This window comes from Bradyrhizobium sp. 956_D2_N1_4, from assembly GCF_052076025.1.
Classification (GTDB): Bacteria; Pseudomonadota; Alphaproteobacteria; order Rhizobiales; family Xanthobacteraceae; genus Bradyrhizobium; species Bradyrhizobium barranii.
Map to the genome: position 1 here is coordinate 4,569,240 of NZ_CP197237.1, position 13,523 is coordinate 4,582,762.

Here is a 13,523-nt window from a genome sequence, read left to right on the forward strand (position 1 = left end):
TCGCAATGACGAGGAGAGAGCCGCGGTCCACTCAAATCGTGCACTCGCGGGACCAAGAACGGCATCCCACCGCACCAACTCCCTCGCATTTTAACGATTGGCTTGACGGAAGCTTCGCTCCTCGCAGCGCAAGGTCGATTGTTTCCATGTGTGAGGATTTGTGGATGAGCGTCTCTACCGTTGCGCCGCCGCCGATTGCGATCGTGGTGCCGAGCTACGACGCGACCAAGCAGCAGGACGACCAGAAGACCAAGGACAACGACCCGACCTACAAGCCGCCGCCGCCCGCGCCGCTGCCGCCGGGTCAGGGCACGCGGATCGATCAGCTCGCCTGATCAGGGCCGGTCAAAGATGAAACGCCCGATCCGGTCGATCGGGCTTTTCGCGTGTCCGGCCGCATCTTCGCCGGATAGCGGGACCAATATCGTGCGCGGCTGACCTGCGCATGATCGCAAAACTGCCGTTGCAGAACACGATCACCGCCGCGGCCATGGGCGCGCTGCTGTTCGCTTGCGCCGGAACGATGCACTGGCCTTCGGCCTGACTGTTCCCGCGCCACGTCCGTCCGGCCCGTTCCTCCCGGCATCTCGCTCAGCGCCCGCCAGGGCTGCGAGAGCGTCTTCAAGTGTGATCCGGCTCATCAAATTTCCACATCCGGCGTGCTCATCTGTGAGGCTGAACGAGCCCATCCATCCGTTCATGGACACGCCTATGGAACTGAATGAAAAGCTGCTCTCGCTGGTGACGGACATCTACGATGCAGCGCTCGACGATTCCCGATGGACGGCGACACTTGGCAGCATCGTCGACATGGCGGGCGGCCAGAGCGGTGGTCTGGTCTGGATCGGGGCAGCCGGCGAGGCCGTGATCTCGCATGCCGTCGGTGTCGAACCCGCCTATGTTCAGTCCTACATCGAAACCTACGAGCCATTCGATCCGTCGCGTAGCGTGCTCCACGCCGCGGTCGGCCAAATCCAGACGATCAGGGACTGGATCGACGTCGGCGAATTCCGGACGACCACGTTCTACAACGAATGGGCGCGGCCGCAGGGTCTCGAGGACGCCGCCAACATCCTGCTCGGCAAGTCTGCCGAGGGAATATCCCGTCTCTCGATCATGAAGGGCGGCGGGCCTGTCGATCGCAGGATGTATCAGACGATCTCTCACCTGACGCCGCACATGCAACGGGCCATGCTCGTCAGACAGAAGCTGCAGCAGCAGAATGCATTGGAGACGACGTCGGTCCGCACGCTCGACGCTCTGCGCACCGCCGTTCTGCTGCTCGATGCCGACGGTCATGTCACGCACGCCAATGTAAGCGCGCGAGAGATTTTGGACGAGGCCGACGTCCTTCGTTCGGTCCATGGCCGGCTCGTGACGTCGGACCTGAATGCCGATCGGATGCTGCGGCAGGCGCTGGCGGGCACGGCTCTCGGCGACCGGTCGATGATGAGTGCGAACATCTCGCTGCATCTGACGGCCCGCAACGGCTCGCATTATGTCGGGAATCTCCTGCCGCTCACCGCTGGACGCCGGCAAATGTTCGGGGCCGGCTATGAGGCCTGCGCCGTCCTGTTCGTCAGCAAGGCAGCGCTCGAGACGATCGTCGCGCCCGACCTCATCCGGAAGCTCTTCAAGCTGACGCCGGCCGAGCTGCGCGTCTTCCTGGCCATCGTCGAAATCGGCGGGGTTCCTGACGTGGCCAGAAGCATGGGCATCGCCGAAACGACGATCAAGACCCATCTCACCAGGATCTTCACGAAGACCGGAACCAAACGACAGGCGGATCTGGTTCGGCTCGTGGCGGCCTTTACATCGCCCATCAAGATCTGAAGCCAACCCTGTCGCACCGGCCGCATGTTTGCCCGAAGAATGCTATCAATGCGCCGGCGTGTGACGGAATCAGATCGAACATGATCGCAAAACTGCTGTTGCAGAACACGATCACCACCGCCGGCATGGGCGCGCTGCTGTTCGCTTGCGCCGGGACGATGCATTGGCCTTCGGCCTGGGTGTTCCTCGCCACCTGCGCCCTGCTCGGCCCGCTCTGCGGCTGGTGGCTTTATCGGGTCGATCCGGCGCTGCTCGCCGAACGTCTGCGGCCGGTCCTGCAAAAGGACCAGCCTGCCGCCGACAAGGCCTTCATGATCGTCTTCGTCATTGCGATGCTGGCCTGGCTGGCCGCGATGGAGCTCGACCGGCGCACGCAGTCCTCCGACGTGCCGGTTGCGTTCCAGGCGCTCGGTCTCCTGCTGTTCGTCCTCTCGACGCTGTTCATCCTGTGGGTGTTCCGCGAGAACTCGTTCGCCGCGCCCGTGGTGAAGCTCCAGGCCGAACGCGCACAGCGCGTGGTCTCGACGGGGCCTTACGCGCATGTGCGCCATCCCATGTACAGCGGCATGATCCTGTTCTTCGCCGGCGTGCCGCTGCTGCTGGGCTCGTGGTGGGGCCTTGCGATAGCGCCGGTCATCGTCGTTTTGTTTGCTGTCCGCATCGGCATCGAGGAGCGCACGCTGCGCGAGGGCCTGCCGGGCTATTCCGACTATATGACGCGCGTGCGCTATCGCCTGCTGCCCGGCGTGTGGTGAGCCGCTATCCGGACCAGCTAATTGTCCAATTCCTTGTAGCGGCGGAAAATGCCTTGCTCGTTGAAGGGAATGCGGCGCTCACTTTCGAGATAGGCCTTGATGTTCGGCCGCGCGGCGATGCGGTCGTGCAGGCCGACGAGGCCCGGGATATTTCCCTCGAACGCCTTCATGCGCTTGGGAAAGGCGTAGCGCAGCCCGGCGACGATCTGGAACAGCGAGAGATCGACGTAAGTCAGCCTGCGACCGGTGACATAGGCGCCGCCATTGCCGGCGAGAAGCTCTTCGAAATAGCCGAGATATTTCGGCACGCGCTCGTCCCAAAACTCGGCCGTGCGCTTCTTCGCCGGCGCCTTCTGATCTTCATAGTAAATCGAAGGCCCGAGCGGGTGATGGGTGTCGTGGATCTCGGTCACGAGGTCGGTGATGGTGAGCTGAAGCTGGTGCACCCAAAGCTTGCCCGCTTCCGTCTTCGGCGCGAGCCCATGACGGGCGCCAAGATAGAGCAGGATGTTGGCGGTCTGGCCGATGACGAGCTTGCCCGCTTTCAGGAACGGCGGCGCGAAGGGCGGCGTGCCGCCATGCGCGTCCATCATCTTCATCATCGCAGCTGTTCCGCGCGCCCCCCGCGCGACGTCGATATAAGCCGCCCCCGCCTCCTCCAGCGCCAGCCGCACATATTCGCCGCGGCCCTGGATCTCGGGCCAGTAATAGAGCTCGTATTTCATGGGAAGGGTCCGTGAGCGTGGAAGCGGTCGGACCAATGTAACATGCGGCCGAAGGTTCCGTGAGAGCGAGACGGAACGGCGGCACCACATACCCCGTCGTTGCGAGCGCAAGCGAAGCAATCCAGAATCTTTCCGCGGAGACAGTCTGGATTGCTTCGCTACGCTCGCAATGTCGCGGGGAGAGAGCTGCGCGCCCTAACTCAATTCGCCGCGAAACAAAACAGCAGGCCGTCGCCGCCGGTGCTCTTCAGATCGGCCTGCGAGCAGCCGCCGTCAGGACCGCGCGAGGGGTGAGAGCTGTTCCAGGACTTTGACGGCTCGTCGTCGCGCAGGCCCTTACGATCGGCATGGCCGACGACCGCCGCGCCCTGCGTGCTCGACGTCCAGTTCCTGCAGGTCTTGTCGTCGCCCGCGGCAAAAGCGGTGCCGTCCGGTTGCGATCCCGTGAGGATATCGTGCCGGTTCGGCGTGTCGCCGGCGCCGTTGATGACCTCGCCCTTCTCGCTGAGCGCGGTCTGCTTGGTGAGGTTATTGGCCGCGCCGTGCAGGTCGGCAACGTCCTTGGCAATCACCGCCCCCTTGGCATTCTGCCACGGTCCCTTGCCAATGCGGTCCTTGGCATTGACGGCGGGCTTGCCGTCAGCGGCCTGCGTCGAGAGATAGGCGCGCCAGGTCTTGGCACCGGCACCGCCGGCCTGCGCCAGCTTCTGGCACTGCGCATCGGCTCCCTCCAGGCCGCCGAGATCGGCTCCCTTGCCCGGCCCGCTCGAAGTCACAAAGAAGGTCATGTCGGCTGACTGCGCCCACACCGATGGACTTGCGAAAACCGCGAGCGCAACGCCTGCTGGCACGATGACCCTGGCAATAATGCTCATCCTATCCTCCCGATTGTTCCTGCGATTGCGCCTCGCTGGACGGTCTTTGATCCGCTGACATGAACCCGTCACGACAGACATTATTCCAGCGGCCATCCGCCGCACGCGCATCACCTCGAGCGGCGGCGCTCGACCGGTCGCCCCGAGGACCATGTCGATTAATTGCTTCCAGAGACCGTAGCGCCGGGCGAGCATACCAACGTGGGGCCGATCCTCAAGAGATCGCCCGGGAGGGGACGCGGGAGTCAGCTGCGGGGCCGTTCAGGGCGGCATCCGCGATCACATCGGGGCTGCCGCCGGGCGCGGCGCGAGGGGAGATCGTCATGCACTGGAACACCGTCCGCCCAATCGCGGCAATTGCCGGCTATGCCGCGCTTTGCTGCCTTGCCATCAGTCCGGACTCCGCCTCGGCCGCGGAATTGCTCAAAGCCCGGCTTGCGCAAAACCTCGGACCGATCTCCGGCCTTGCGATCGTTGCCAAATCGAAGGGGATTTTCGAAAAGAACGGACTGGACGTCACCGTCTCGAACTTCACGTCCGGCAAGCAGTGCCTGGACACCGTGATCGGGGGCGGCGCCGACATCGCGACGACGGCGGAGGCGCCGGTCACCGCTTCGGCGATGGCAAACCAGCCCATCGCCTTCGTCGCCGGCATGGAATATTCCGACCTCAAGACGGTCGTCGCGGCCAAGGCCGGCGTCAAGACCAAGGCAGATCTTCGCGGCAAGCGAATCGGATTCACTGCCGGCACCGGCAGCGAGGTCTACACGGCGACTTTGCTGAAGTCGGCGGGATTGACTCCCAAGGATGTCACCCTCGTCAACCTGCGGCCGCAGGAGATGCTACCGGCACTTGCAGCAGGAAGCATCGACGCGATCGACACTTGGGAACCCCACATCGCCAACGCCAAGAAGGCCCTCAGCGAAGCCGTCGCTGAGCTCGATACAACGGGCACTTACTCCGAGACGTTCAACATCGTTGTCATGAGGACCTATCTGGATGCCAACCCTGCGCTGGTTGAGAAGTTCATCGCCTCACTGATCGACGCCGAGGTCTGGATGAAAGCACACCCGGATGAAGCGATCACGGTCGTGGCGGACGCGGTCGGCATGAAGCGGGACGACCTCGCTCCGATCTGGGCCGACTATGTTTACCGGGTGCGTCTCGACGACCGGCTGATTGAGATTCTCAAGACCCACTCCGTATGGCGCCTCGAGAGCGGCAACCATCCTCCGGGAGCGGTGATGCCCGACTTCAGCAAGGTCGTCGTCGCCGAGCCGCTGAAGAAGGTCGACCCCGCACGCGTCACGCTCTCGTGGAAATAGGCACCCGCACAGCCATGCAGGACGGCACTTCAGCAGGACAAGAAATTGCTCTCCGCACCGACGGTCGCGGTCGGCGGCCGGATTCAGCTCGTCTTCGCCGCCTCAATATTCTGGTCGGGGCGATTTCGCTTCCCCTGTTCGTCGGCCTCTGGGAACTGGTCTCCCGTTCCGGGGCCGTCAACATGGTGCTGTTTCCGCCGCCGACGGTGGTTGCTGCGGCCGTCCTTGAGTGGATACGAAGCGGACAGTTCCTTGGCGATCTGCTGGCCAGCCTCTTTCGCGTCACCACGGGGTTCATCGTGGGCGGCGCGCTCGGCATCCTGCTCGGTATCCTCACCGGCCAATTCCCTGTTATTTCGAGCTTGCTGTCCCCGCTATTCCACATCCTGCGGCCAATTCCGCCGATTGCTTTCGTGCCGATCGTCATCCTGTGGTTCGGCCTGTCGGAGGCGGGAAAACTATTCCTCGTCGTATGGGGCGTGTTCTTCACGGTTTGGCTTTCGACCCACATCGGCGTGCAGAAGGTCGACCGCGGCCTGATTCGGGCGGCGCTGATGCTCGGCACGCCCCGGCGGCAGATGCTCCAGGAGATCGTGCTGCTGGGCGCGCTTCCCTACATCGTGGTCGGGTTGCGCACCGCCGTCAGCATCTCGTTTTACACGCTTGTCGCGGCCGAACTTGCAGGCGCTTTCGCCGGCATTGTCTACAGGATCGAGATTGCCCAGCAGAATTTGCAAACGGGCCAGGTCATGGGCGGGCTCGCAGCGCTCGGGTTGATTTCGTTCACTGCCGACCGGCTGTTTTCGGCTCTTGCGGAACGTACTGTCTGGTGGCGTTGATGTCTGGAGCTCGATCGACCATGAAACTGGCTCTGGCAAATTCGCCAGCCTCCGTCGAATCGGCGCGGAAACAACCGGCCATTCAAGTCTCAGACCTGAGCATCGTTTTTGACACCCGCGGCGGGCAGACCATCGCGGTGGATCGCGTGTCCTTCGACGTGGCACCTGGCGAGTTCGTTTGCATCGTCGGGCCCTCCGGCTGCGGCAAGTCGACGGTGCTCAATACGATCGCCGGACTGGAGGTGCCGTTTGAAGGCGACATCCTGGTAGAGGGCTCGCGTGTCTACAGCCCGCGACCCGATGTCGGCATGGTATTCCAGCAGCCGCATCTCTTCCCCTGGAAGTCTGTCCGCAGGAACATCGCCCACGGCCCGAGGATGCATGGGAAGTCCAGGACGGAAGCGAATGCCATCGCCGACGATCTGATCGCGATGGTCGGTCTCAAGCGTTTCGCCGACGCCTATCCGAACACGCTGTCCGGGGGCATGCAACAGCGCGTGGCGATCGCGCGAGCGTTGGCCAATCAGCCGCGCGTGCTGCTGATGGACGAGCCCTTCGGGGCCCTCGATGCGCAGACCCGGGCGGTGATGCAAGACAATCTGCTGGAGCTGCGCGACCGGATCAAGGCGACGATCGTGTTCGTCACGCATGACATCGATGAAGCCATCGTGCTGGCCGACCGTGTTCTCATCATGAGCGCGGGGCCCGGCCGCATCCTGCGCGAAGTCGCGGTCAAGCTGCCGCGCCCGCGGTCGAGTTCTGTCATGGTCGAGCCAACCTATCTTTCCCTCAAGAAGGATTGTCTCGACGTCATCCGCGCAGAAGGGTTGCGGGCGTTCAATCAGTCGGACGCGAGCTGATCCCCCAGAACTTGGAAATCGCGAAGCAGCCCGCAGCGCGCTGGCATGGTTCTTGAATAATCGATGCCGGGTCTCACCGTGGAGCCGGCGATGCACAGGGCGAATAGCGCGATAGCGGCAGGCGTGATGCTGGCCGAGTCGGACAATCTCGTCAGACCGCTGCCCGGCTTGCTGGATGGTCTCAACCGGGCTGATTGCAATCGGCTGCGCGCGATCGGACGCGAGAAGGCCCTGGAAGCCGGCCAACTGGTTTGGTCTCAGGGCGACACACAGGCTGGGATCTACCTGATCAGCGAGGGACGCATACGCAGCTACTATGCGGCGCCGTCGGGGCGCGAGGTCACGCTCGCCTACTGGTTTCCCGGCAACTTCGTCGGCGGCCCCGATATATTCGGAACGGGCCCGCACATGTGGTCATCGGTTGCGGCCGAACCCAGCCTGTTGACGTTCATGCCGGGACTGGCGCTGCGGCGGCTTGCGCTGGAATCGCCGGCGATCGCCGTCGCCTTGCTGGATGCCCTGGCATTCAAGGCGCGATGCTATTCGGCGATGGCCCAGATGCTCGGGACGCGCTCGGTGACCGAGCGGCTGCATAGCCTGTTGATCTTCCTGTCGCATGTCTACGGCGTGAAGCGCGACGGCGAGGTTGTCATCGGGATGCCGTTTACCCACGGCGATCTCGCCAATCTCATCGGATCCACCCGCCAATGGGTGACAGTACAGCTCGCGCGGCTCCAGGAGGAAGGCGTGATCAGGTACGACAGATCCGTGATTTCGATCCTGGATCTTTCGACGCTCGAGCAAGAGATGGAATGAATTCCGACCTTCAGCCGCCAGACTTCAATTCGAACGCCGCTCGGCCTGCACTGGCCTCGAACCGCCGCGCCAGTCCGATCAGCGCGCGATCATGCCAGGCCGGCGCCAGCAGGGTCACGCCCATGGGCATGCCGTTCCGCAATGTCGCGTTCGGAACCGCCACGCCGCAGAGATCGAGCAGATTGGCAAAGTACGAGTAGTAGCCGAGGCGATTGTTGAGGGTGATCGGATCGCGATCCATCTCCTCCAGCGTGAACGGCCGCGGTGCGGTCGGGACCACCAGCGCATCGATACCCGCAAAGATCGCTTCGGCGTCGCGGCGAAGCCGGTGCAGCCGGTGAATGGCACCAAATGTGTCGATCGCTGAATAGCCGGCGGCCGAGCCCAGCACGGTCCTCGTGACATCAAGCAGGGAGCCAGAATCGATGTCCATAAGCGAAGCGATGGCCGAGTGCCGCTCCGCGACCCAGGGTCCGCTGAACATCAACTCCCCGGCCTGGCGGAACGGCGCGAAGTCCACCTCGATCGCCGTTCCTCCGATCTGCGTGAAACGCTCGCAGGCGCGCTCATAGAGCTCGCCGCATTCCGGCATGCCGAAGCATTCGAGATCGGCGGCCGCAATGCGGCCGAACCGGAACGATGGCACCGCCCCGCTGGCGAAAGAAAAGGCCCGGGGCAAGCGGCTGTAGGGATCTTCGAAATCGAACCCTTCGATGATTTCGAGGATCGCCTCGCCGTCGCTGACGGTGTTGCAGAACACCGAAACGCAATCGATCGTCGGGCAATTCGGCACCAGCCCGCGTGATGACACCAGCCCAACGGTCGGCTTGATTCCGACGATGTTGTTGAAGCCGGCAGGTATGCGGCCGGACCCGCCGGTATCGGTGCCGAGCGCGAACGCGACGTGCCCGGCCGCGACGGCGACCGCGGACCCGGAACTGGAGCCCCCCGCAATATAGCGCGCATCGGCAACCGACGCGCAGGGGCCATAGGGCGAACGCGCGCCGGACAGGCCTGTGGCGAACTGATCGAGATTGGTCTTTCCGAGGCAAATTGCGCCGGCCGCGGTGAGGCGTTCGACACTGTGCGCGGAATGCCAGGGCGTGTAGCTGAACGCGGGGCATGCGGCAGTGGTCGGCATTCCCTCGACATCGATATTGTCCTTCACACCAAAGGGAATGCCGAGCAGCGGAAGATTTTCGCCCGTCCGCGCGCGCGCCACGAGCTTCCGGCATGCTTCGAGCGCCTCCTCCCGCGGGCGGAGATAGATCCAGCAATTGCGGTCGCGCTCGGCCTCGATCCGGTCATACGCCGCTTCGATCGCCTCCAGCGGCGGGGACGAATTCCTGGCAATGGTTTCGTGATTTGTCCTGGAGCGCGCGACAGACTGGCTCACCGAATATCTCCCTCTCTAACCGACAGGCGCGAAATTGCGGGAGCTCTGCGCGGGCAACAAGCAATTAAGTGCTTCGCGCAAAATGGTCGGCCGTATCAGGATATAAGCGGCTCAAAGAAAAAGGGCGCCGTGCCGAAGCACGACGCCCTTGTCTTTAATCTGCGTACGATCAGTTGGTCTGCTGGATCGCCGACAATTCCCAGCCGCTGCCCGGACGGCGGGCAAAGGTCCAGATCTCGGTCGCCTCGCCCGGCTGCTCGCTGCCGGCGACAACCGTACCGCTGTTGCGGTCCAGCGTCTTGTCGGTGAGGGCGAAGCGAAGCGCCACCGTGGCGTATTCGGTCTCGCCTTCGCGCCAGGCTTCCGCGAGGTCGCCCTGCAACAGCTTGACGTTGGTCACCTTGTTGACGACGTTGCGCGCGCGGTTCTGGCCGAGGTCCTGCTCGAAATAGGAGACCATTTCCGGCGTCGCGAGCGTGTGCAGCTTGGCCACGTCCTCGTTCGACCAGGCGGCCTGGACATCGCCGAGCAGGCGCTCGAATGCCTCATAGTCATCCGGCTTGATCTCGAGCGGTGCGTTGTTGGCGCCGCCGAAGCCGAAGCCGCCGAGACCACCGCCAAGTCCACCACCGACCCTACCGCCACCGAGGCCGCTGCGATAGTTCGGCTGCGGTCCCTGACCGCTGCCTGCATCAGCATTGGCATAGGCCGCCTGCTGCGAGTGGCGGCGCTGCCACCAGGACATCGCCAGCCGCACCACCAACACCACGAGCGCGATCTGGATGATCAGGCCAATGATTGACGACAGGCCGCCGAGGCCACCGAACAGGCCGCCGCCGAACAGCATGCCGAGCAGGCCTGCGCCGAGGAAGCCGGCCGCAAGGCCGCCCATGAAGCCGCCGGCGCGGCCGAACAGGCCGCCGCGCGCGGGTGCGGCGGCAGCCGAATTCATGCCGGCACCCGGCTGGGTATAGGTGCGGTTGAACTGCGAGGTCGAGCCCGGCGCGGTCGTGGTCGACGGCGGCGCCGAATAGGTGCGCGAACCGCGCGAACCCGACGACATGCCACCACCGACGCGGGCGTCGGCGGACGAAATCACCAGCGCAGTCGGCAGCGCAAGCGCCAGCATGACGGCGAGGGTCTTGAAGAGAGTGCGGGAGCGTTGCGAGAAAGTCATGTGCGTTTCCCAAATCCCCGGCATGGGGACGTGCTCCTAAGATGGGCAGACTTCCCGAAAAGTGAAGCCGGTTTCGGAACTTATGGCTGCGGCCCTCAGTCGCGGGGATGTGGCAAAAGCCCATATTTGGCGGGGGTTTGGCCGGGGAGCCGGAGGAACCGCGGTCGCCGGTTACCGGCGGGTTTACGACAGGAATGCCGCTTTTTCCTCGTCATTTCCAGGAACTCTCGCAAATCGACAGTGGTAGTCGCCGTCATCCCGCCTTTGCCATCGTCTCCTTTACGGCCGCCACGAGCTGGCTGAGCGTGAACGGCTTTGGCAGGAAGTCGAATTGCTGGCCTTCGGGCAGGCTCTTCTCGAAGGCATCCTCGGCGTAGCCGGAGACGAAGATGAACTTGATGTCGGGATTCTTCTCGCGCATCGCCTTCAGCAGCGTCGGGCCGTCCATCTCGGGCATCACGACGTCGGAGACGACGAGATCGATCGCACCGCTCTGTTCCTCCAGGACCTCCATGGCCTCGACGCCGTTCTCGGCCTCGACCACGGTGTAGCCGCGCGAGCGCAGGCCGCGTGCGTTCAGCGCGCGCAGGCCCTCTTCGTCCTCGACGAGAAGGATGGTGCCCTGTCCGGTGAGATCTGTGCGCGGCTTGGCCTCCGCCGCCGCAGGTGCGGTCTCCTTCGCGGCGCCATTGGCCGCGCCGACCACTGCTGCGGGCTGCTCCTGCACCTCGGGCTCGGCGTGATGGCGCGGCAGGAAGATATGGAACGAAGTCCCCTGCCCCGGTTCCGAGTCCACGTAAATGAAGCCGCCAGTCTGCTTGACGATGCCGTAGACGGTGGAGAGCCCGAGGCCGGTGCCCTTGCCCACTTCCTTGGTCGAGAAGAACGGCTCGAAGATCTTGTCACGGATATCGGCGGGGATGCCTGTGCCGGTGTCGGCGACCTCGATCCGTACATAGTCCGCGGCCGGCATGCCCTTGTAGGCGAGCTTAGCCGCTTCTTCCGCCGTGACGTTGGCGGTGCGGATGATCAGCTTGCCGCCGTCGGGCATGGCGTCGCGCGCGTTCACCGCGAGGTTGACGATCACCTGCTCGAACTGGGAGACGTCGACCTTCACCGGCCAGAGATCGCGGCCGTGGATGGTCTCGTGCTTGACCTTCTCGCCGATCAGCCGGCGCAGCAGCATGGCGAGATCGGACAGCGCATCGCCGAGGTCGAGCACCTGCGGCCGCAGCGTCTGCCGCCGCGAGAACGCCAGCAACTGCCGCACCAGCGTCGCGGCGCGCGTCGCGTTCTGCTTGATCTGCATGATGTCCTGGAACGACGGATCGGTCGGCTTGTGCGCGTTCAGCAGGAAGTCGTTCGCCATCATGATGGCGGAGAGCACGTTGTTGAAGTCGTGGGCGATGCCGCCGGCGAGCTGGCCGACCGTCTCCATCTTCTGCGACTGGTTGATCTGGTTCTCCAGCGCGCGCCGCTCGGTGGTCTCGAGCATGTGCACGATGGCGGCTTCGGCCTCGTTCTCGGCCGCATCCACCGGCGTGACGAAGAACTGGCCCCAGCGCTCCTTGGCTCCCTCGAGCGCCACCTCGACCGGCGCGACGTCGGCCTGGCCCTCCGCGGCCTGGTTGATGGCCGTGATCAAAAGTTGCCGGTCGCGCGAATTGACCGCGCGGAAGATCGACTTGCTGGCGCTGTCGAGCCCGAGGGCCTGCCCGAGCTTGGCGTAGCGCGCGTTGGCGCGCACGACGTTGCCGCCTCGGTCGACGGTCGCGATCGCCATCGGCGTATGGTCGAAGAAGCGCATGAAGCGCACTTCGGCGGCGCGGTCGGGATCGCTGCGCTCGTCGCGGGCGCGGCTGATGACGAGCGTGCGCGACGGCCCCGGCGCGCCGTCGGCGCCGAAGGCGAGCTTGTGATAGAGCCGCACCGGCATGGTCTTGCCGGTGCGCATGCGCAAGTCGATGTCGAAGACTTCCGTCTTCACCTCGCCCGGCACCGCCACGATCGCGGTGAGCAGCGAGGCGCCGTCGCCGGAGACGATGTCGGTGAGCTTCAGCCCGCCCGAGCCGATCTCGGCAAGATCGTAGTCGAGCCAGTTGGCCAGTGTCGCGTTGACATAGGCGAGCTCGCCTGCCGGATTGACCGAGAAGAAGCCGCAGGGCGCGTGATCGAGATATTCGATCGCGTGCTGGAGTTCCTGGAACACGTCCTCCTGGCGCTCGCGGTCGCGGGTGATGTCGGAGATCGACCACACCGCGTATTTCGCCTCGCGCTTCCCGGTGCCGAGCGGGCGCACCCGCATGCGCAGCCAGCGGCCCTGGCTGCCGTCATGGCCGGAGATGCGCACCTCTTCCTGCTGCCGTTTTCCTTCGCGCGCGGCCTTGAGCAGGCGGAACACGGCTTCGGAGACGTCGGGGTTGCCGATGAAGACGCGCTCGACGGGCCGCACCTCCTGCGGTCCGCTGGCGCCGGTGAGCGTCAGATAGGCGGCGTTGGAATAGACCACGTGGCCGCGGGGATCGGTCACGGCCAGGCCGTCGAAGGCGTGGTCGGCAATGCGCCCCATCACGGGATCATCGAGACTGCGGTCGACGAAGCGGATGATGCCGGCGGCGAAGGCGAACAGGTTGAACAGGCCGACCATCGCCAGCACGGCGAGGATGCCGAGGATGTAGGGCTGCGCCTGCGCGCGCCCGAGCGTCATCAGCCCGACGGCGACGGCGACGAGGCCGGCGGCCACGAGCAGCACCAGCGCAATGCTGCCCGAGCGCGGCGACGGCTCGTGCGCCGCAACGGGCTCGCGTGTGAGGTCGTGGTCGGTCTCGGCAGTCATTTCAAGCTGGCACAGCCTGTCGGCAGAGAATCAACGCGCTACGGGGCGCGTGGGGTCCTCCCTGCCTGAATCGGACCCGCAGGCGC

At 64.6% G+C, this 13,523-nt stretch carries 12 protein-coding genes; 7 read left to right on the forward strand and 5 right to left on the reverse strand.

Features of this window, described 5'->3' with window-relative positions:
* Positions 1-164: 164 nt before the first annotated feature.
* The 3 genes from AB7535_RS21780 to AB7535_RS21790 all read left to right on the forward strand — a co-directional run bounded on the left by AB7535_RS21780 (position 165) and on the right by AB7535_RS21790 (position 2,588).
* Complete coding sequence (locus AB7535_RS21780; protein WP_166090739.1) at positions 165-335, forward strand: hypothetical protein; 171 nt, start codon at positions 165-167, stop codon at positions 333-335.
* A 376-nt stretch (positions 336-711) separates the two neighbouring features.
* Positions 712-1,833, forward strand: a complete 1,122-nt coding sequence (locus tag AB7535_RS21785) for a helix-turn-helix transcriptional regulator (RefSeq protein ID WP_135214608.1) — start codon at positions 712-714, stop codon at positions 1,831-1,833.
* Between the two features lie 80 nt (positions 1,834-1,913).
* Entirely contained in the window at positions 1,914-2,588 is a 675-nt protein-coding gene (locus AB7535_RS21790) for a methyltransferase family protein (RefSeq protein ID WP_439036813.1), read from the forward strand.
* A 17-nt stretch (positions 2,589-2,605) separates the two neighbouring features.
* Here the strand turns inward: AB7535_RS21790 and AB7535_RS21795 are convergent, their stop codons facing one another.
* Together AB7535_RS21795 and AB7535_RS21800 are read right to left on the reverse strand one after the other, a co-directional pair.
* Positions 2,606-3,313 (reverse strand): glutathione S-transferase, encoded by a 708-nt coding sequence (locus tag AB7535_RS21795; protein WP_085404232.1) that lies wholly within the window; start codon positions 3,311-3,313, stop codon positions 2,606-2,608.
* Between the two features lie 200 nt (positions 3,314-3,513).
* The gene (locus tag AB7535_RS21800) at positions 3,514-4,188 is read right to left on the reverse strand and encodes a lectin (RefSeq protein ID WP_439036814.1); all 675 of its coding nucleotides are present in this window, start codon (positions 4,186-4,188) and stop codon (positions 3,514-3,516) included.
* A 59-nt stretch (positions 4,189-4,247) separates the two neighbouring features.
* Between AB7535_RS21800 and AB7535_RS21805 the strand changes: the two genes are divergently transcribed.
* The 4 genes from AB7535_RS21805 to AB7535_RS21820 all read left to right on the forward strand — a co-directional run bounded on the left by AB7535_RS21805 (position 4,248) and on the right by AB7535_RS21820 (position 8,028).
* Entirely contained in the window at positions 4,248-5,513 is a 1,266-nt protein-coding gene (locus AB7535_RS21805) for an NrtA/SsuA/CpmA family ABC transporter substrate-binding protein (RefSeq protein WP_439036815.1), read from the forward strand.
* A 14-nt stretch (positions 5,514-5,527) separates the two neighbouring features.
* Positions 5,528-6,352 (forward strand): ABC transporter permease, encoded by an 825-nt coding sequence (locus AB7535_RS21810; RefSeq protein WP_439036816.1) that lies wholly within the window; start codon positions 5,528-5,530, stop codon positions 6,350-6,352.
* A gap of 20 nt (positions 6,353-6,372) precedes the next feature.
* Positions 6,373-7,212: an ABC transporter ATP-binding protein gene (locus tag AB7535_RS21815; protein WP_085404228.1), complete on the forward strand. Its 840-nt coding sequence runs from the start codon at positions 6,373-6,375 to the stop codon at positions 7,210-7,212.
* Between the two features lie 90 nt (positions 7,213-7,302).
* Positions 7,303-8,028, forward strand: coding sequence for a Crp/Fnr family transcriptional regulator (locus AB7535_RS21820; protein ID WP_063986244.1), 726 nt, complete (start codon positions 7,303-7,305; stop codon positions 8,026-8,028).
* A 10-nt stretch (positions 8,029-8,038) separates the two neighbouring features.
* Here AB7535_RS21820 and atzF read toward each other — a convergent pair whose 3' ends face one another.
* The 3 genes from atzF to cckA all read right to left on the reverse strand — a co-directional run bounded on the left by atzF (position 8,039) and on the right by cckA (position 13,437).
* The gene (atzF, locus tag AB7535_RS21825) at positions 8,039-9,424 is read right to left on the reverse strand and encodes an allophanate hydrolase (RefSeq protein ID WP_439036817.1); all 1,386 of its coding nucleotides are present in this window, start codon (positions 9,422-9,424) and stop codon (positions 8,039-8,041) included.
* A 169-nt stretch (positions 9,425-9,593) separates the two neighbouring features.
* A complete protein-coding gene (locus tag AB7535_RS21830; protein WP_439036818.1) occupies positions 9,594-10,625 on the reverse strand; it encodes a Tim44 domain-containing protein in 1,032 nt (343 codons plus the stop codon).
* Positions 10,626-10,854: 229 nt separating this feature from the next.
* Positions 10,855-13,437 (reverse strand): cell cycle histidine kinase CckA, encoded by a 2,583-nt coding sequence (gene cckA / locus AB7535_RS21835; RefSeq protein WP_085404225.1) that lies wholly within the window; start codon positions 13,435-13,437, stop codon positions 10,855-10,857.
* Positions 13,438-13,523: the final 86 nt, after the last annotated feature.